This is a genomic window from Pseudoalteromonas simplex (genome assembly GCF_015278155.1).
Lineage (GTDB): Bacteria > Pseudomonadota > Gammaproteobacteria > Enterobacterales > Alteromonadaceae > Pseudoalteromonas > Pseudoalteromonas simplex.
Genome location: NZ_JADILN010000002.1, coordinates 480354 through 499582, shown reverse-complemented (window position 1 = coordinate 499582; position 19229 = coordinate 480354). Strand labels below are relative to the sequence as shown.

Below are 19229 nucleotides of genomic sequence, written 5' to 3'. Positions count from 1 at the left end.
GTCAGATAAAAATAGAGGCGCGGGTTAGACCGCGCTTTTTTTTGTGTTTAAATTGTTTGTTGAGTTCAATGTGGATTTGTTTATAGATTCTAAATTACACATCCATATTTAATTTTCTAATTTCGCCAGAGCAACATAGGATCTTCAACTGAGGATAATTTAGTTAGTACTACCCAATCAGTTCCTTTCCCAAACGCATCTTTTACAAACCAATCCATACGGATGAAAATATCTTGGTAACCATCATGATTAAAGTCTGCACGTGCAACTTGAGTATAATGCACCTCTAAACCATCTACCTCTACCGAAATACTGTTTTCACGTGATGCTGCAACGAACGTAAGGCTTTTATCGTAAGAAGATAAACTACCAGTTCGCCCTTCTAAACTTTCGCCTCCTAAATTGGGAATCGCCGAAGCAGGAAGGTGCTTAATTGTTTCGTAGTCAAATAATTCAGGCCAGAAACTATAGGCAGTTTTTGGTGCGTTGAAGTATCTATTTGCCCCCACACAGTTGGCTTTAAGCCATTGCCAGCGGTCATACTCCCAGTCCACAACAATATCATCGCCGCTTTGAAGTACAAAAGAGCACCCTTTAGCAAAAAATGGCTTTTTGTCAGTTCCTGTAAACTCAATATTGAATTTGATATCCTCCAAAGAGTCATTAGTCTTGATTTGTTGTTCAAATATCAAAGGGTTTAGCCAAGCAGTTTCAATGTTTTGCTGTTGTTTTGATGGTTGGTTGCTTGTAGATCAAGCGCTTAACAAGGTAAAAATAACACTAACGTATATTCCTAAACGTAATAATTGCTGAGACATGCTTTTAACCTCTTAAGGTGTGATTGACTGTTTTTTGGGCAGAAAGGAATAAGTTGCTGACATAGTTGTTTCTTGAACTTGAAATGCCAACCCTTTTACTCTCAACTGCTGCAACAATCCAGTCTTCTTTCTTAATGGCGTTATTCATTTTTACATACTGCGTACGCAGCTTTGTTATTCCCAAATTAAAGACCATATCAAGTAATGCTTTCTGTACTGAATAGGGCATTAAATCAAAGCTTTTAGCGAAGCCATTAGACGTGGTGTAATATTTAGTAAGTTCACTATAGAATTTTAAAATGTGTTTTTCTTTTTGCGCTACTATATCATGGTCTTTCATAATTAAAGTTGTATGCAATTTGTAAAAATTTGCATTGCGACTAAAGCCATAGGGTTGCTTTTTTATCGAGTCATACTCAGCTTGCTTCTCAGCTAATGAAGCTAACACAAGCGTGTTGTTTGAATTATTTTTATACATGACAACTGATGCCATGGCTGCTTTGTTTTAAATTAGATGACCGATTCCCACAGTATCTAATCCTCTGGTATCAAGATACAAATGAGGAACTCGTCCTTCAAACTTCTCAGTATTTTTAATAACCTCTGTTTTTACGTTTGCATTTAATGGCATTAGATATTCCTTTCTTTACCTTTTATTTTATTAGGAGTTAATTTCAGTTATTAACAAGATTTAATATTAACTGGAAACTAACTTTTCAATTGTATATTGGGCTTATATTGGGTTCAGTTATTAATTTGATATTAATGCGAGGTTTGTTGAATCAATAAATGGGAGGCGTTATGTGTATTGTTATAAAATGCTAAATAGTAAATAAATGCAGGGTGGAATGCGATTTAAGTTGCAATTTAACATTTTTTAATGTGTACGTTACAGAACCTTTTGTAACCATGTTTTCTCATCTATTTTCAGATAAATTGCGCTAGTATTCTCAGAAGCCAATAATATCCCGTTAGGAAAAGAAGTTACTCTAAAATTAAATTTTTCTGTCTGCATTATTGAAAAAATAGAAACATATAAATCGTTTTTTGAAGCTTGAATATCACCCTTAGACTCTAAAATATTCAACATCATCTCGAATGCTTCATCTAGGCTCATTGATGAGTGTATAGTACTGGATGAAATTGCTTCAGCACCTCGACACTCTGAATACAAAGTAGTTTCACCTAGTTGCATTGACTCTGCACATTGCTCTGCTTTTGCGCAGCCAATAGAAAGTAATGATAAAGAAAGTATTAAAGTGAATTTCAATTTAACGTGCATAATCTACCTCTATTCTCCACCCCCTCCACTGTGAAAAAATAATTTCAAGCATTTTAGGTGTTCGACTGAAGTTATCCAAGTTTGATTGAATAGTCAAAAGTGTTTTTATTTAACATGAGCTTTCAGCCGTCAGATAAAATATAGGTGCGGGTCAGGCCGCGTTTTTTTGTTTTGAAAAGGCTATAAGACTTAGTGTTCTATGTTGAGTTTATTTCAACGCTGAAATTCAATTGAGGGTACTGAACCCTAAGTTTGAAATATGGTTTTTCAGCTTTCATTAAGTTAATGTCTTGGTGTGTAATACATAAATTAATCTACTGAAATAACTCAATAGGCAATTGAATTGAAGTTTAATCACATATACCAAGATGTTATTGTCAATGAAATGAAGTTAAAACGCGCTGGGAGTGAGTTTCTAGTGTTTGTTACATTCCAAACTCAATCGGAGACTCTACATGTTGTACTTAATGGAGTCCGAGAGATTGATAATATTTCTGATTTGTTAGAAGCAAAACAACTTTGGCTCGAATATAGCGAATCTGATCAAGCTGAGTATGGCAAATTTACCCTAGGTATTTCACATGAGAGTTAAACGGAAATTTGCTTTGACTCATTAGGTTAAGAGCCTTGTAAGCTACCTCGGTATAAAAATAGTGCTTGGTAGCAATTGCTTACATTCTTATGTTGAGGAAAATAATGCTGCAAGAATTAGATAATTGGAGAAATTCAAAATCTAAAATTTTGACAATTGAAAAGCTCAAGGTGGTTCTCTCTGCTCAATTGGGTGAGCCAATTAAAGCTCAATACATCGAAATTAAAGGCAATGGCCTTATAGCAAGAGCAACACTTTGGGAAAATGGTAATCTTGTATTAAAAGCTATGTGTTGTCAGTCTGATAAGCAGGTAATTTTAAAACATCTGAATTCATGTGAGGCATGGCAAATTGACGATGAACTTAACTGGTGGTTGAGTCAAATTGTTATTTACGAACCTTCATAATCGATACAGTTGAGTAATTAGTCTTGGCTCAAAACTTACAGCTTAAAGCTTTGAACTTAAAGCTCGTTTTAAAGCCTACATTCATCCAATTTATGCTTTACTCATAAAGCCTTAAATGGATTTGATGATTGCATGAATTACTTAAAAAACTTTATAACTAAATTTATTTTCATGATGCAGAAGCGGCCGGGGTTGATGGCGGTGTTGGCTTTTTGTAGTGGTGTAGCAAGCTATGTCTTTGTTGAACGAAAAGAATCGTTTTCGCAGCTTATCTCTATTTTGTTATTAGTCACTTGGTTGTGGTTGTTAATAGATAACTGGCTTAGAGATAAAGTAGAGGAGCGTTTTGGTGTGGCGGTGTCGCCTAATGTGATGCGCTTTGCGCTGCAAGTTGTGCAGCAAGAAAGTTTGTTTTTTGCTTTACCATTTTTCTTAGCGGTGACTACTTGGGACCATGGTCAGGCCGCGTTTACCGCTTTAATTATACTTTGTGCGTTCGTTTCTGTTGTTGATCCTCTCTATTATAAAAAGCTTGCAAGGCACAGTGTCTGGTTTAGTGTGTTTCATAGCTTTTCTTTGTTTGTCGTGCTGTCGGTTACCTTGCCTATTTTATTAAAGTTAACGACCAGCCAAAGTTTTGAAATTGCACTAATAACAGCTGTTATTTTAACGGTCCCCAGTCTTGGCAATTTGATGCCTAATGCTAAATGGTGGCGTTTTCCGTTGTTGGTGTTATTGCTTTGTTCATTAGGTGCCGGGCTTTGGCAATTACGTAGTTTTGTGCCACCTGCAGCACTGCGTTTAACCGATATGAGTATGTCATATCAGCTAGATGCACAAGCTCGTAAACCGCTTTCGCCAATAACAGAACTCACTGAGCAGAGCTTACATGAAAACGGTCTATATAGTTTTAGTGCGGTAAAAGCACCGCGAGGTTTAAATGAGAAAATCTTCCACGTTTGGGTGCATAATCGAAAAGAAGTTGACCGTATAGCCTTGGATATTTCTGGTGGTCGTAAAGAGGGCTATCGAGCGTGGAGCCATAAAACGAATTTCCCTGCTAATGCTGCAGGGAAATGGGTCGTCAAAGTGGTTACCGAGTCTGGGCAGCTGATAGGGCAAAGAAGGTTTGAGGTTTCAGAAGTTTAGCTTTCAGCCGTCAGTTTTTAGCTGATCGAGATGGAGGATAGTTATTAGAGTTTTTGAACAACAAGAGCTTAACATTCATTCCTCAGGTTTTATGTTTTTGATAGCTTTAATACGGATTTTTCCCTTCACCTACCAACACACTGAATATTCTTAAATCTAGTTCTAGTTGATGATATTGCGGCTCCATGTGGCAGCAAAGTTGATAGAAGGCTTTGTTGTGGTCTTTTTCTTTAAAGTGAGCCAGCTCATGTACGACGAGTGCTTTGAGAAGTGGTTCAGGTGCGCGAAGCAGGTCGCTATTAATGGCAAGATCGTGTTTTCGGGTTTTACCTTGCATACGAAAAGTATGGGTGCCTAAGGCATTTGTGACCATATCGCCTTGTTTTTTGAATGCGGCACGACCAAAAGGCAGGGCATTTTTAAGGTAGCGCTTTTTTAGTTCAGTGGCGTAATTGTATAAAGCTTTATCGCTGGTAATGCTATGCGCATCAGGGTATTTGCCTTTAAGGTATTTTGCGGCCCTGTCGCCATTAAATAGCTGTAACACTTGCTCAATGATTTGAGGCGGGTAACCTTGAAAATAACGGCTGTAATCTTTCATATTTTCTCTGATAAATCGGGCGCTAAAATAAACTGCTTTGGCTTGCCTCGCGTTCACCCATAAAAGGCGCAAGCACGGGGTGATTGTAACCTAAATCTTGGCAAAACTGTCTTGCTAAAAGTGGTGACTGGCGATTATCTGCGGTATGAAAAAACAAATAGGGTGATTTTCCTTCATCAAGCCATTGCTTTACTTTTTTCAGCCATGGCTGGTAATACGACTTGTATTCATGTTCAAGACTGGCAATCACAAAGCGCAGCATAGGCTGATTTCCCGTTGCAATGGCATGCACAGGTAAATAAGGCTTTTTCTTTTGCGCATCAATGAGTGCATCGGTATCGGCGGGAACAGCAAATAAAGAGCGGGTATCCATGCTGATGCGATCTATATTATTTTCAATTAACAGCTGATTTAAGCGAATTTCTGCATCATCTTTATTAAAGAAGCCGGGGTGACGGACTTCTACACCGTAACTAAGTTGCTTGGGGAGTTGTGCAATAAAATTTGCAAGAAGGGGTAGGGCATCTGGTCCAAAGGCGCGGGGTAGCTGTAACATGATTTGCCCCGTTTTAGCAAAAATTGGCTCAAATAAGTTTAGCCATGCATTAAGCTCACTAGTTATATTCGTCAGTTGTAATTCGTGACTAAAACGCCGATGAAACTTAAACGTAAATTTAAAGTCTTCGGGTACCGCATCATGCCAGCGTAATAATGTCTCATGACTTGGGTCAGCATAAAAACTGGTGTTGCCCTCGACTGAGTTAAAGCATTGCGCATACTCACTGAGCATGTCGGCGCTTTTACAGTGACTAGAGAGCAAATTTCCTTTCCATGCGGTGCTAGACCACTGCGGACAACCTAAATACAGCATTAAATCAACCAATAAATTTAAACTTTAGCTAGTGTATCAAAAGAAATGTTTGCTCAGAAGTCGGGGTGTATATTTAGCCCCCGACAGGCACTGCTGGCACTCGCATTTTGCGATGGTTTGGGTATAATGCTCTGCCTTAAATGATTACTTTGTATAGTGGCTTTTGCTCTCAAAATAGCGAACTCTTAAGAGCAGGCGGCTATAAGTCTTTAACTGACAGGAATACTATGCGCTCTATATATTGCGGACAGCTAAATAAATCTCACGTAGATCAAGAAGTTGAACTATGTGGTTGGATCAACAAACGCCGTGACCTTGGTGGTCTTATCTTCGTCGATTTACGTGACAGAGAAGGTTTAGTACAAGTTGTTTTTGATCCTGAAGTAGAAGGATTAATGGATACTGCGAATAAACTACGTCAAGAGTTTTGTGTGCAGTTAAAAGGTGTTGTTCGCGCACGCCCTGATAGCCAAGTAAATAAAGACATGGCAACAGGTGAAGTTGAAATTTTAGGCACAAGCTTAACTATCATCAACCGTTCTGAGCCATTACCACTTGATTTTAATCAGCAAAACTCTGAAGAGCGCCGCTTAAAATACCGTTACTTAGATTTACGTCGTCTTGAAATGAGCGACCGTATCAAACTTCGTGCAAAAGCGAGCAGCTTTGTGCGTCGTTTCTTAGATGACAACGGTTTCCTAGATATCGAAACACCAGTACTAACAAAAGCAACACCAGAAGGTGCCCGTGACTACTTAGTACCTAGCCGTGTTCACAAAGGTAGCTTCTACGCTTTACCTCAGTCACCACAGTTATTTAAACAATTATTAATGATGTCGGGCTTTGACCGTTACTATCAAATTGTTAAATGTTTCCGTGACGAAGACTTACGTGCTGACCGTCAGCCAGAATTCACACAAATCGATTTAGAGACGTCATTCATGAGCTCTGATCAAGTGCGTGCAATGACTGAGAAAATGATCCGCGAAATGTGGCAATCATTACTAGACGTTGACTTAGGCGACTTCCCAGTAATGCCATACAGCGAAGCAATGCGTTTATATGGTTCTGATAAACCAGACCTACGTAACCCAATGCAACTTGTAGACGTTGCTGATTTAGTAAAAGACGTTGAGTTTAAAGTATTCTCTGGTCCTGCTAATGACGAAAAAGGCCGTGTTGCTGTATTAACTGTACCAGGCGGTGCTGAGCTTTCTCGTAAACAAATCGACGATTACACTAAATTCATCGGTATCTATGGCGCGAAAGGACTAGCATGGATGAAAGTGAACGACCGTGCTGCGGGCGTTGAAGGTGTACAATCACCAATCGCTAAGTTCTTAAACGAAGAGGTGATCAACCAATTACTTGAGCGTACTAACGCACAATCTGGCGACATCATTTTATTTGGTGCTGATAAGCGTAACGTTGTAAACGAAGCGATGGGTGCGTTACGTCTTAAGATTGGTGTTGATTTAGGTATTACTGATTTAGATAGCTGGAAACCATTATGGGTTGTTGACTTCCCAATGTTCGAAGAAGACGACGAAGGTACATTGCATGCGGTTCACCACCCATTCACTGCACCAAAAGGTATTTCTCCTGAAGAGCTTGAAGCAAACCCAGCTGGTGCACTATCAGATGCATACGACATGGTATTAAACGGCTACGAAGTTGGTGGTGGTTCGGTACGTATTCACAATGCAGAAATGCAAGAAACAGCATTTAGAATTTTAGGTATCGAAGCGCAAGAGCAGCAAGACAAGTTTGGCTTCTTACTTGATGCACTTAAATATGGTACGCCACCGCATGCGGGTCTTGCGTTTGGTCTTGACCGCTTAGTTATGCTGCTATGCGGTACTGATAATATTCGTGACGTTATTGCTTTCCCTAAAACAACGCAAGCATCATGTTTATTAACAGATGCACCAAGCAAAGCAAATGCCGATGCATTAACTGAGCTTGCAATTGATGTTGTAGCGAAAGACGCTGAATAATTCATAATAGCTTGAATTATAAGACTTAATGAATAATAACCCTAAGGTGTATGCCTTAGGGTTTTTTTGTGCTTAAATGAATATTTAGTGTGTTCTTCAAGGAGAGAGAATGAATATCAGTGCAACTTTTCTAGGTTATTTTGTACTTGTTATGGTCCCACTGTTTGCCGCTATCAGCTATTACTTAGGTAAGCGCAAAACTTCAACACCAATCGTGGTGGCCGCTATTGGTGGCTTTTTAGCGCTAATTCCATTGTTTGGCCTTATTTTTATTGCAGTACTTGCGCTTAAACAAGATATTGAGGCCACCGCGTGATCGCAAGCCATTCCCTTTATTTTGAACACACCTTTGAAGTAAACCTTGCAGGGCAAACATTTTCGCATTGCGAATTTGAGCAATGTGAATTTATCGACTGTGACTTTAGCAATAGTCAGTTTGAAAACTGTCGGTTCATAGAGTGTGAGTTTAAAAACTGTAATTTAGCTGCCCTTGGGCTTAGATACACCTCGCTTGAAGAGGTAAGCTTTAAACAGTGTAAATTAACCAGTGTTCGTTTTACTGATGTTGATTGGCCGCTACTCGCCAGCCGTGCCCCAGTGAGTTTTGTTGGCTGTGAACTTAGCCACAGCAGCTTTTTTGAACTTAGTTTAAAAGCTTTAAAAATGCGTAGCTGTTTTGCCAAAGATGTTGATTTTAGACATGCAGATTTATCTTCAGCTGATTTTACTGATACGGACTTTCGTGACAGCTTGTTCCAACAAACCAACCTCAGTAAAGCTAACTTTATTGGTGCCAGCCACTTCGCCATTGATATAACAGCTAATAATATCAGTAAGGCCAAATTTGAACGTTATGCTGCTTTGGATTTATTAGCAGGGCTCGATATAGAGCTGGTGGATTAAATATTATTGCTACTTAAGGTTAAGGAAAGTTATGGATTTAAGTCCCATCACCTTAGAAGGTCAGTTTGTTAAATTAGTGCCGTTAACGCTTGAGCACCGTGATGCTTTAGTAAGCGCCGCTTCAGATGGAAAGCTTTGGGAGCTTTGGTTTACCTCGGTGCCCAATGAAGAACGTGTTGACGATTATTTAAGTATGGCGTTTGAGCAACAGTCACTTGGTCGCGCAATACCATTTGCTGTCATCGATAAACACACCGATGAGGTGATAGGCTCAACCCGTTTTTGCAATATTGATAGTAAAAACCGCCGTTTAGAAATTGGCTATACCTGGTATGCCAAGCGTTTTCAGCGTACTAGGGTTAATACTGAATGTAAAAAACTGCTACTAAGTTATGCATTTGAAACACTCAATGTGATTGCTGTTGAGTTTCGTACCCATTGGCATAACCAGGCTTCACGCAATGCCATTGCTCGCTTAGGGGCGAAACAAGATGGGGTTCTTCGTAATCATCAAATCATGGCCGATGGATGCGTACGCGACACCGTGGTGTTTTCAATTATTGATGGTGAGTGGCCTATGGTTAAACGTAGCTTAGAATTCAAATTAGCATGTTAAATATTAAAAAGGCGGCGCTAATGCTCGCTTTTACTCTAAGCGGGCAAACAGCCTATGCAAATCAAACAGAGACACTGTTTGATACTGAGCGCACCCGCCATATTCCGCTGACCATTACCGCAGCCGATAGTAAATGCACGATAAAGAAAAAATGCCCCGTGGCGTTTATTGGGGCAGGCTATAGTATGGCGCATACAGAGTATCAATTTGCCCAGCAGGCCTTTCATCAGCATGGTTATTTAACGGTTGAAGTGGCTCATGAGTTAAAAGGCGATCCGAGTTTAAACCCTGAGCCCCCCTACATGACCACACGCATGGAAAACTGGCACCGCGGTGTACAAACCCTTGAGTTTTTAGCCGTAGAACTTGCAAAGCGTTATCCTGCGTATGACTTTAATCAGCTCACTTTATTTGGGCACTCAAATGGGGGGGATATTGCAGCATTATATGCGGCTATTTATCCCGCTAAGGTAGCTAAGCTGATCACCCTTGATCATCGCCGTATGCTGATCCCGCGAAACAAAAATATTGCTGTACTGACACTACGCGGTAGCGATTACCCAGCAGATGACAACGTATTGCTAACGCCGCAAGAGCTCGCAGTATACCCAGTGACGCAAATTAAGCTTAAAGATTCGCGCCATAACGACATGTATGATGGTGGCCCAAAAGCGCTTGTAGCACGTATGAGTAAAGAACTTAACGCGTTTTTATCTCGCTTTTAATGCTCAGCTAAAACTGAGCATTAATATCGCTGCGAAAATTAAAATAGCCCATCTCGACAAGGTTGTTATATACACCTTCAATATTCAGTGGTAGCCATTGCTGGTACATTTTTAAATGGCTGTATTGTGGCAAGCTTATTTCTTTTTGCAAGGTCGCAAGGTTCTTACCTTTTAACATGCCATCGCGCACGGCAGTGTGTAAGTCTTGAATATAGTGTAAATAAGAGACAACATCATCGCGGTTGCCAGTATCTGCATGGCCACCTATAAATGCAGCAAATGTGGGTTCATTTAACACTGCTTTAGTTGAATGCAGCATGCCGTTAATATCGTAACCAATCAGATTTTTATATGGCATGCGGCCAAGTACAATCCAATCAACAACATAAAGTACATTGGCAGGCATAAAACGCATACTGACATTACCACGGCCATTATTGGGCCCATAGTATTTCAGTTGCACGTAGCTATCACCTAAATCGACTTTGAGTGTATCGGTAAATGTAAGATCAGGCAGGGCAGTAGGCACTTTATTTAATTTAAGGTCCTCAGCAGCAAATTGATGAGCGACGACCGTTGTGTTGTTATCGATTAGCTCATGACCGCCCATTGCATGGTCAACATGGCTATGGCTGTACAACATGTACTTGATATCGGCGTTAAAGGTTTTCTTGATATAGCTTTTTAAGTATTTTGCGGCATCGCTATTAATAGGATCAGTCACCAAGGCAAGGTTATCAACAATCATAAAAGCGCTGTGGTAATGGCCAGCACTAAAGCGATATACGTTGTCTTTAATGTTTTCGACTTTATAGTTTGCTTGTTCTGCTGAGATGGCCTGATTGGTAACGAATATGAGCGCACTGAAAAGTAAGATTTGCAGACTTTTGAACATTAGCGATCCTTTTGCGTTGAAATGGTCTAACTAACCATATCAAAGTTTAGCTAATAGTACATATTATACTACTTAAAGGTTTAGTTGATCTGTATCAAAGTTAAGGAGCTAAGCAAGGTGGGGCGGACATAAGTCCTTATGTTTTTGCCTGTGTTTCTCTATCCTCGCGAAGCGCTATAATGAAGAAATGCTATGCTTAGCAAGACTTCTAGAACCTTATTCACTGGAAAAGACAAATGCAACATTTACCTACCGTTGATTATAAAGCGAGCGATGCGGCCGCTCAATTTGTTGAGTCACTAAGAAACACAGGTTTCGGTGTATTAAAAAATCACCCAATCCCTCAGTCATTAGTTGAGTCTATTTACAAAAATTGGCAAGAATTCTTTAATTCTGAGCAAAAGCACGAGTTTTTATTTTCAAAAGAAACACAAGATGGTTACTTCCCACCATCAGTGTCAGAAGTTGCAAAAGGCTTTACCGTTAAAGATATTAAAGAGTACTACCACGTTTATCCAAAAGGCCGTGTTCCAGCACAGCTAGAAGAAGAAATTCGTGAGTACTACCGTTTAGCGAATGAGTTTGCAGCAACATTATTAAGCTGGGTTCAAGCTGAGGCACCAGAAGAGGTGCGTGCTAAGTTCTCTATCGACCTTAAAGATATGATTGCTAACTCTGAGCAAACACTCCTGCGTATTCTTCATTACCCACCAATGACAGGTGATGAAGAGCCAGGTGCAATCCGTGCAGCAGCGCATGGTGACATCAACTTATTAACTGTATTACCTGCGGCAAATGAGCCAGGTTTACAAGTACAAACAACAGATGGCGGTTGGTTAGACGTACCATGTGATTTTGGTAACCTGATCATTAATATTGGTGACATGCTACAAGAAGCGTCAGGTGGTTACTTCCCATCAACGATTCACCGTGTGATCAACCCAACGGGTAAAGCGTCAACGAAATCACGTATTTCGTTACCATTATTCTTACACCCGCGTCCTGATGTTGTGCTTTCTGAGCGCTACACTGCAGACAGCTACTTACAAGAGCGTTTACGCGAACTTGGTGTTAAGTAAAGATTGAGTATGAGAACAAAGCGGCATTAGAGCCGCTTTTTTTATGCCTGAAATTTGTCTGCTAAGTTCAGCATTAAGTGTTAGTTTGCAAATAATTCCATGCATTATTGACTATCCTAGGTATAATGCGCGCACTTCGCCGAATCGGCTGAATTTTTTAAAGAGAGATAGTATGAGTTTTGATGGGTTAGGTTTATCACCAGCTTTAGTAAATGCAGTTTTAGAAAAGGGCTATGAAGCACCTACGCCTATTCAATCACAAGCTATCCCAGCGATCATTGAAGGCCGTGATGTTATGGCCGCAGCGCAAACTGGTACAGGTAAAACAGCAGGTTTTACGCTGCCGTTAATTGAGCGTTTGTCAAAAGGCCCTAAAGCGGGTGGCAACAAAGTACGTGCATTAGTATTGGCACCAACCCGTGAGCTGGCTTTACAAGTAAGCGAAAATGTTGAGCAATATGCTAAGCATTCAAATGTTAGCTCATTTGTTGTTTATGGCGGCGTTAAAATTAACCCGCAAATGATGCGCCTTCGTAAAGGTGTTGATATTTTAGTAGCCACACCTGGTCGTTTATTAGACCTACACAATCAAAATGCTGTTAAGTTTGATGATTTAGAAGTGCTGATCCTTGATGAAGCCGACCGTATGCTTGATATGGGCTTTATTCATGACATCAAACGTATCATTGCTAAATTGCCTGCTAAACGTCAAAACTTGATGTTCTCAGCGACTTTTTCTGACGAAATTCGTGAACTTGCAAAAGGGCTCATTAACGACCCCGTTGAAATTTCAGTCGCGGCAAAAAACACCACAGCTAAAACGGTTGCTCAATCTGTTTATGCGCTAGATAAATCACGTAAAACAGCATTGCTTAGCCACCTGATCCGTACTAACGATTGGCAACAAGTCTTAGTATTTTGCCGTACCAAGCATGGTGCGAATCGTTTAGTTAAGCAGCTTGAACGCGATGATATTGTCGGCGCAGCCATTCACGGGAATAAATCGCAAGGCGCTCGCGTTAAAGCACTCGAAGGCTTTAAATCCGGTGAAGTGCGCGTACTAGTTGCAACCGATATCGTTGCCCGTGGTCTTGATATTGTTGAGCTACCGCACGTTGTTAACTACGATTTACCGAATATTTATGAAGATTACGTACACCGTATTGGCCGTACAGGCCGAGCGGGTGCATCGGGCCATGCTATTTCGTTTGTAACAGCAGATGATGCTGACGATTTATATGGTATTGAGCGATTTATTGGTGAGCTTATTCCGCGTGCAACCGAAGCAGGCTTTGAGCCAAGCAAACCAGTTGCTGAAAGGCCACTAGATACGCGTCCAATCAAGCCGAAAAAACCAAAGAAACCGAAAAAGCCAAAAGCACCAGCTCAAGATGGTCAAGGTGCAGCAAAATCTGCACAAAAGCCAAACCCTAAATCGCAAAAGCGACCTTCACAAGGTAAGTGGCAGGGTAAGGGTAAAGAGCAGGGCCAAAACCAAAAAGGCGCTAACAACGGGAAAAAATCGAATAGCACTAAACCAGCAGGTAATAAACCTGCGGGTAATCGCCAGCGTGTATCGGGGCCATCTCGCCCAAGACGTAAACCCGCTGCGGATAGTTAATAACAGTTAAAACAAAAAACGCGCAATTGCGCGTTTTTGTTTTTCTAAGCGATTAAACGAGTTTAATGCAATATAAGGTAGCGACACCAATAAAGAGTGTCACGGTGACACTTAATAAAGTGCCCAGCATGACATATTCAGTGAGTTGTTTTTCGCTACTTTCTTTTAAATCACCAAATCGAAAGATAGACTTGGCCGCTAGCAGAAAGCCCACACCGCCGTATTCACCTAGCAAGATAAAGCTCAACATCAACACTCGCTCGAGTAAGCCTATAAAATGCCCCGCAGCAGGAATGCTGCCTTCATTGTTTATCTGAATATTGATTTTCTCCAGCATCATGCGAATAAACACAGAGCTTGGGTTGAGCACCAACAAATAAGCTGCAATAACATACAAGGTATCGAGGGCAATCAGCTTTTGCCACGCTAAGCTATAAAATTCATTCTTATCACTAAGCCAAACGCTCAGTATTACAATCACAACAAGATGTGCCAACTGATCGAGTAAAAACGGCACTACGCCTTTATTTGAATACGACTTTGCTAAGTCAATGACATAGTGGCTTAGCATAATCGCACCAGCTGCTAACAATACACGAGAGAACTCTTGCCAGCCGTAAGTGTATTCCCATAGTGTGAGCACAGCTAAAGAGGTCACGCCGTGTGTTAATACGTGCAAATAGAGTTTACTGGCACGAAAGTGACGGTTGTTTCTGTCGTGTACCCAGCTCATTGGCTGCCAATAAAAGTCTGCAAGTAAGTGGCCCAATACTAATGCGGTGAGTAATAGAGCAAAACTGGTCATAACAATCCTTTGAGTGTGGTTTGGCTGTAATTTATAAAGCGCTCGATAAGTTGATAATGGGCTAGGTTGAGTAACTTAGTGACATTCTCTCGGCTCGTATTAAGCTCTTTGGCAAGCTCTGCATGGCTGTTGTTCTCGGCGGTTAAGTAATAAAACAGGGCATTAGCCTGCTTTTGACTCATTTTTTCAAGCAGGACTTCAATAAGCGCAATATTAAGCGCAAAGCCTTCTTCAAGGGTGTTATTTTCAATATTTAACACTAAGCGTTGCTGGCTCATGTTATCTAAACCACGGCCTGATAAGGTATAAGCACTGCCTGTGGCTGTTTTAATATCGGCGCGGGGGTTATCGAGTGAGCCAATGGCCAAGCTTTGTCGCAGCTCGTAATTGGCTGCTTTCATTTGCAAATACAACAAGATGGCTGCATGACATACCAGTTCTGGCTCCGTTAGCTGTATTTGTAATGCATCGCCACGGTAAATGGTAAAGCTTGCATTAAAGCGCTTAGCAACAAAGCGCAAGCTTTGATCAAGCTGATAAAGCATGGCGTCGTATTCTTGCTGTGGAATTTTTTGTGATTTAATTAAATCACCGCTGATCACCGCAATCATTATGATCCCTTAGATTAAGTAACTTAATTTAGTTACATCGCGATAAGTAACCAAATTTGGTTACTTTGTTTTATGTAACCAATTTAGGTTACTTTTTCGTAAATATCAACCTAGATATGCTACAGTGAACACAAATCACTAAAGAACAGAAAACTATGTCAGCAGTTGATAAGCCAAAAATCGGTATCTTTGTAGATGTACAAAACATTTATTACACCTGTAGAGAAAGCTACAAGAAAAATTTTGACTATAATGCCTTTTGGGCACAAATGAGCGAACGCTACCAAATCGATTGCGCCATTGCGTATGCAATATATCGTGGCGATGAAAAGCAATCGCAGTTTCAAAATATTTTGCGCGCAATTGGCTTTGAGGTAAAACTGAAACCTTTTATTCAGCGCAAAGATGGCAGTGCGAAAGGGGATTGGGATGTTGGCATTACCATTGACATGCTAGAACATGCCAAGCAGCTCGATAAAATGGTATTACTTTCCGGTGATGGTGATTTTGCATTATTACTTGGTCACTTAGCAAATAAGTATCAGCTACCGTGTGATGTCTATGGGGCAGAGTACCTCACCGCTGATATCTTAAAGCAAGCCGCTGCTGAATTTCATTGTATTGATGATTCATTGCTACTATCAAGGTAAAAAAATATTCCTATAAAAATAAAATGTTTAACTAAAGTATTATTTCAGCTAAGCTAACATTAGCTACACTTGATGATAAATAAAGGAATAGTCACGCACAACGCACTAAATTATGCAAAAAAGCATAAATATAGGTGTTATAGGACATTGTTGATGTGGTTTCTAATTTTCTTGTCTGTTAAATAAAGCGTTTTAATTCAATAAATTAAAAATAAATATGAAAGTTATACGAATTTTTATAAAAAATATAATGACAACGCTGTCATTTGTTGTGTAACATTAAATCAACAAAGGTTGAGATGATTTCGCATTCTGATAAGAAAAATAATGCGATTTAGACAAAAACTAAACGAAGGCTAGGGGTCGTTAAATGATGGCGAAGAGTGTGAATGAGGACCAATTGTTTATTGGTATCGATGGTGGCGGAACGAAATGTCGAGCAACTATCTACTCTGTTAAACAAGGTGTATTAGGAACTGGCCTAGGTGGTCCTGCAAATCCATTACATGGTTTGGAACGTACTCTCGAATCAATTATGGTCTCAACACAATTAGCACTTCGTGATGCGGGTTTACCGCTTGAAACCGTTCATCAGCTTTATGCCGGCTTAGGTTTAGCAGGCGTAAACCTACCAAGTTTGTACGACAAGATTATGGAATGGGAGCATCCATTTAAACAAATGTTCCTCACCACTGACTTACATACAGCCTGTATCGGCGCCCATGAAGGGAGTGATGGCGCGGTGATCATCACAGGCACTGGCTCTTGTGGTTTTTCTTGCGTAAATGGTCGCACAACTAACTTTGGCGGTCATGGCTTTGCTCTAGGAGATAAAGGTAGTGGTGCCTGGATGGGTCTTGAAGCAATAAAAGCGACCTTATTAGACCTTGATGGCCTAGGCGAATCAACAAATCTGACTAACGTGATCACCGAGCATTTTGCAGCTGACAATGCGATGGCGATTGTTGAAAAAATGTCTGGTCAGCCTTCGAGTAGTTTTGCCAAATTAGCCCGCTATGTATTTGAGGCGGCCAATAACAATGACAAAGTTGCGGTTTCGATTGTTAAAGAGGGTGCTGATTACGTCAGTAAATTAGCGCAGCGTTTATTAGAGAATAACCCGCCACGTTTATCTATGATTGGCGGTTTAGCTGAGCCATTAAATAAATGGCTTGCAGAAGATATTGCGAAACGCGTTGAATCTCCTATTCAACCACCGGAAATGGGCGCTGTGTATTTTGCTCAGCAATCTGTGCTTGAACAAAACCAAGAGGTAAGTTTGTAATGACGATTTATCATGCAAGTTCATTGTTTACCGGTGAGGAATTTTTATCTGATGTATATTTTAGCGTCGATAATGGTGTATTTAACCGTGTTGAAGCAGATGCTAATGCCGTTGCATTAACGGGGTTAGTGGCCCCCGGTTTTATTGATGTGCAAGTGAATGGCGGTGGCGGGGCGTTTTTTAACGCTGAACAAACGCCAGATTGCTTAGATAGAATAGCCAAAGCACACGGTCAGTTTGGTTCAACAGCGATTATGCCAACGCTGATCACTGACCAAGTCGAAGTCATGGCAAAAGCGGCCGATGCCACTGCACAAGCAATTGCTGAAGGTGTTCCGGGCGTAATGGGTGTGCACTTCGAAGGACCGCACCTTTCATTGCCGAAAAAAGGCACCCACAGCGAGCAATTTATTCGCCCTATTACAGAGCAAGAATTTGCAATTTATGCCCGCCAAGACTTAGGCATTAAAATGGTTACCTTAGCACCTGAGAATGTCAGTGCTGATGATATCGCGCGCTTGGTTGAGTGTGGTGTAAAAGTATCAATTGGCCACACCAATGCAGACTTTGCGACCACAAATGCAGCACTTGCTGCAGGGGCAGATGGTTTTACCCACTTATTTAATGCTATGTCAGCATTTACATCGCGAGAGCCTGGTGTTGTGGGTGCTGCACTTTGGGATGATAACAGCTGGTGCGGTTTAATTGTTGATGGTCACCATGTACACCCATCATCAGCTAAATTAGCAATTCGCAGCAAACAGCGCGGAAAAATTATGTTAGTCACAGATGCAATGCCACCTGTGGGGACTGATGATATGGAGTTTGATTTCTTTGATGGCCGTAAAGTTATTCGTACTGGCGATAGATTAAATTCAACGACCGGTGAATTAGCAGGCAGCGTACTTGATATGGCAAGTGCGGTGCGCAACACAGTGAACACATTGGATGTTAGCCTTGCTGAGAGCTTACGTATGGCATCACTTTATCCTGCACAATATTTAGGTTTACATAAAAAAGGTCGCTTACTGAACGGGTTTGACGCTGACTTTGTGGTGTTAGACGCACAGCAAAATGTACAAGCCACCTTTATTGCTGGAAAAGCGCTATAACAAGCTTCCCTGGTAAAAACCCCGCCGTTGTATCGCGGGGCTTTTTCTATTTAAGGTAATACAATGACAACAACACAACCAACAAGAAAACGTTTGGCATCGCTGGATGCACTGCGCGGCATGGATATGTTTTGGATATTAGGCGGACAGTCACTATTCGCAGCGCTCTTCGTTTTAACTGGCTGGACTGGCTGGAAAGTTTTTGAAGCACACACAGTGCACAGCGTTTGGCATGGCTTCACATTTTACGATCTGATTTTCCCATTGTTTATATTCTTATCGGGTGTTGCGATGGGGTTAGCCCCGAAACGCATTGACCATTTACCGTTTGATGAGCGCAAAGTGTATTACCGTAAGGCGGGTAAACGTCTTTTACTATTGTGTTTATTGGGTATTTTGTATAACCACGGCTGGGGCACAGGGATGCCGATGGCGTTAGATGAAATTCGCTATGCCAGTGTGCTTGGCCGCATCGCTATTGCGTGGTTCTTCTGTGCAATGTTGGTTTGGCATACTGGTTTACGAACACAAATTATTACCGCTGCGGCTATTTTAGTGGGTTATTGGTTACTACTTTGTTTTGTTCCAGTGCCGGGTGGCAGTGCTGGTGACCTTTCAGCAGCAGGGAGTTGGAATGCATGGTTTGATGCACACTTACTGCCGGGGATTAGTTATCAAAACCGTGTAGTAGACCCAGAAGGTGTGTTGTCGAATATCCCTGCGATAGTTAATGCATTAATGGGCGTGTTTGCAGGTCAATTAGTGGCACGTGCTCAGCAAATTGGCGAGTGGAAAATGACCGCCTTATTGTTCGCCGCAGGTGTGGTAAGTGTATGCTTAGGCTGGTTATGGGATTTACAGTTCCCAGTAAATAAAGAACTTTGGACCAGCTCATTTGTGCTTGTGACCGTTGGCTGGAGTGCCATATTGCTCGCCGTATTTTATGCACTGGTTGATATTTTACCGGGGCAACGCGCTGCGTATCCATTTGTGATCATAGGTGCAAACTCGATTATTATTTATTTAGCGTCAAGTCTAGTGAATTGGGGTTATGTAAGCCAAAGCGTATTTGGTGGGGTGGTTCGAGCTGTGCCAGCGGCATGGCAACCCCTGATGGCGGTCATTGCGTTATTAGCAGTACAAATGCTGGTATTGCATTGGATGTATCGCCGTAAGATCTTTGTTAGTGTTTGATAATTATTAAACACTA

23 protein-coding genes are annotated in these 19229 nt (G+C 41.1%); 14 read left to right on the top strand and 9 right to left on the bottom strand.

The annotated features are described in order from the left end of the window. Positions 1-116: 116 nt before the first annotated feature. From IRQ78_RS06095 to IRQ78_RS06085, 4 genes are all read right to left on the bottom strand, one after another. Entirely contained in the window at positions 117-692 is a 576-nt protein-coding gene (locus IRQ78_RS06095; protein ID WP_194441614.1) for a hypothetical protein, read from the bottom strand. Positions 693-822: 130 nt separating this feature from the next. Beyond that, on the bottom strand, positions 823-1311 hold the full coding sequence (locus tag IRQ78_RS06090) for a hypothetical protein (RefSeq protein WP_194441613.1): 489 nt from the start codon (positions 1309-1311) through the stop codon (positions 823-825). Positions 1312-1323: 12 nt separating this feature from the next. Next, positions 1324-1449: a lysozyme family protein gene (locus tag IRQ78_RS20730; protein WP_267237894.1), complete on the bottom strand. Its 126-nt coding sequence runs from the start codon at positions 1447-1449 to the stop codon at positions 1324-1326. 258 nt (positions 1450-1707) lie between these two features. Next, positions 1708-2100, bottom strand: coding sequence for a hypothetical protein (locus IRQ78_RS06085; protein WP_138599713.1), 393 nt, complete (start codon positions 2098-2100; stop codon positions 1708-1710). A gap of 343 nt (positions 2101-2443) precedes the next feature. On the opposite strand from IRQ78_RS06085, the gene IRQ78_RS06080 reads away from it, so the two are divergent. The 3 genes from IRQ78_RS06080 to IRQ78_RS06070 all read left to right on the top strand — a co-directional run bounded on the left by IRQ78_RS06080 (position 2444) and on the right by IRQ78_RS06070 (position 4248). Then, complete coding sequence (locus IRQ78_RS06080; protein ID WP_194441612.1) at positions 2444-2692, top strand: hypothetical protein; 249 nt, start codon at positions 2444-2446, stop codon at positions 2690-2692. A gap of 104 nt (positions 2693-2796) precedes the next feature. Next, positions 2797-3099, top strand: coding sequence for a hypothetical protein (locus IRQ78_RS06075; protein WP_138599711.1), 303 nt, complete (start codon positions 2797-2799; stop codon positions 3097-3099). A gap of 132 nt (positions 3100-3231) precedes the next feature. Next, a complete protein-coding gene (locus IRQ78_RS06070) occupies positions 3232-4248 on the top strand; it encodes a DUF5924 family protein (protein WP_194441611.1) in 1017 nt (338 codons plus the stop codon). Positions 4249-4354: 106 nt separating this feature from the next. Here the strand turns inward: IRQ78_RS06070 and IRQ78_RS06065 are convergent, their stop codons facing one another. Continuing rightward, positions 4355-4849 carry a M48 metallopeptidase family protein gene (locus IRQ78_RS06065; protein ID WP_054551586.1) on the bottom strand — a complete coding sequence of 165 codons (495 nt, stop codon included), beginning with the start codon at positions 4847-4849 and terminating at the stop codon, positions 4355-4357. 22 nt (positions 4850-4871) lie between these two features. Further along, complete coding sequence (locus IRQ78_RS06060; RefSeq protein WP_194441610.1) at positions 4872-5720, bottom strand: DUF72 domain-containing protein; 849 nt, start codon at positions 5718-5720, stop codon at positions 4872-4874. Positions 5721-5947: 227 nt separating this feature from the next. Here IRQ78_RS06060 and aspS point away from each other — a divergent pair, with 227 nt between their 5' ends. The 5 genes from aspS (at position 5948) to IRQ78_RS06035 (ending at position 9961) form a co-directional block, all read left to right on the top strand. Next, positions 5948-7717 carry an aspartate--tRNA ligase gene (gene aspS / locus IRQ78_RS06055; RefSeq protein ID WP_194441609.1) on the top strand — a complete coding sequence of 590 codons (1770 nt, stop codon included), beginning with the start codon at positions 5948-5950 and terminating at the stop codon, positions 7715-7717. A gap of 109 nt (positions 7718-7826) precedes the next feature. After that, positions 7827-8033 (top strand): hypothetical protein, encoded by a 207-nt coding sequence (locus IRQ78_RS06050; protein ID WP_194441608.1) that lies wholly within the window; start codon positions 7827-7829, stop codon positions 8031-8033. After that, positions 8030-8620: a pentapeptide repeat-containing protein gene (locus IRQ78_RS06045; RefSeq protein ID WP_323741531.1), complete on the top strand. Its 591-nt coding sequence runs from the start codon at positions 8030-8032 to the stop codon at positions 8618-8620. The genes IRQ78_RS06050 and IRQ78_RS06045 overlap by 4 nt, the downstream gene beginning before the upstream one ends. A 31-nt stretch (positions 8621-8651) precedes the next feature. Next, on the top strand, positions 8652-9236 hold the full coding sequence (locus IRQ78_RS06040; protein WP_194441607.1) for a GNAT family N-acetyltransferase: 585 nt from the start codon (positions 8652-8654) through the stop codon (positions 9234-9236). Next, positions 9230-9961, top strand: a complete 732-nt coding sequence (locus IRQ78_RS06035) for an alpha/beta fold hydrolase (protein ID WP_194441606.1) — start codon at positions 9230-9232, stop codon at positions 9959-9961. Before IRQ78_RS06040 ends, IRQ78_RS06035 begins: the two co-directional genes overlap by 7 nt. Positions 9962-9968: 7 nt before the next feature. Here IRQ78_RS06035 and IRQ78_RS06030 read toward each other — a convergent pair whose 3' ends face one another. Continuing rightward, a complete protein-coding gene (locus IRQ78_RS06030; protein ID WP_119852019.1) occupies positions 9969-10856 on the bottom strand; it encodes an MBL fold metallo-hydrolase in 888 nt (295 codons plus the stop codon). A gap of 236 nt (positions 10857-11092) precedes the next feature. On the opposite strand from IRQ78_RS06030, the gene IRQ78_RS06025 reads away from it, so the two are divergent. Both IRQ78_RS06025 and IRQ78_RS06020 read left to right on the top strand, forming a co-directional pair. Further along, positions 11093-11935: an isopenicillin N synthase family dioxygenase gene (locus tag IRQ78_RS06025; RefSeq protein WP_135924192.1), complete on the top strand. Its 843-nt coding sequence runs from the start codon at positions 11093-11095 to the stop codon at positions 11933-11935. 172 nt (positions 11936-12107) lie between these two features. Then, positions 12108-13556: a DEAD/DEAH box helicase gene (locus IRQ78_RS06020; protein WP_194441605.1), complete on the top strand. Its 1449-nt coding sequence runs from the start codon at positions 12108-12110 to the stop codon at positions 13554-13556. A 52-nt stretch (positions 13557-13608) separates the two neighbouring features. On the opposite strand, the gene IRQ78_RS06015 is transcribed toward IRQ78_RS06020, so the two are convergent. Together IRQ78_RS06015 and IRQ78_RS06010 are read right to left on the bottom strand one after the other, a co-directional pair. After that, on the bottom strand, positions 13609-14361 hold the full coding sequence (locus tag IRQ78_RS06015) for a DUF3307 domain-containing protein (protein ID WP_194441604.1): 753 nt from the start codon (positions 14359-14361) through the stop codon (positions 13609-13611). Next, positions 14358-14972 carry a hypothetical protein gene (locus IRQ78_RS06010; RefSeq protein ID WP_194441603.1) on the bottom strand — a complete coding sequence of 205 codons (615 nt, stop codon included), beginning with the start codon at positions 14970-14972 and terminating at the stop codon, positions 14358-14360. The genes IRQ78_RS06015 and IRQ78_RS06010 overlap by 4 nt, the downstream gene beginning before the upstream one ends. Positions 14973-15127: 155 nt before the next feature. Between IRQ78_RS06010 and IRQ78_RS06005 the strand changes: the two genes are divergently transcribed. The 4 genes from IRQ78_RS06005 to nagX all read left to right on the top strand — a co-directional run bounded on the left by IRQ78_RS06005 (position 15128) and on the right by nagX (position 19213). Beyond that, entirely contained in the window at positions 15128-15622 is a 495-nt protein-coding gene (locus IRQ78_RS06005) for a LabA-like NYN domain-containing protein (protein WP_194441602.1), read from the top strand. 370 nt (positions 15623-15992) lie between these two features. Further along, complete coding sequence (gene nagK / locus IRQ78_RS06000) at positions 15993-16907, top strand: N-acetylglucosamine kinase (protein ID WP_175079057.1); 915 nt, start codon at positions 15993-15995, stop codon at positions 16905-16907. Next, on the top strand, positions 16907-18019 hold the full coding sequence (gene nagA, locus IRQ78_RS05995; RefSeq protein ID WP_194441601.1) for an N-acetylglucosamine-6-phosphate deacetylase: 1113 nt from the start codon (positions 16907-16909) through the stop codon (positions 18017-18019). Before nagK ends, nagA begins: the two co-directional genes overlap by 1 nt. 63 nt (positions 18020-18082) lie before the next feature. After that, on the top strand, positions 18083-19213 hold the full coding sequence (gene nagX / locus IRQ78_RS05990) for a transmembrane glucosamine N-acetyltransferase NagX (RefSeq protein ID WP_166339410.1): 1131 nt from the start codon (positions 18083-18085) through the stop codon (positions 19211-19213). Positions 19214-19229: the final 16 nt, after the last annotated feature.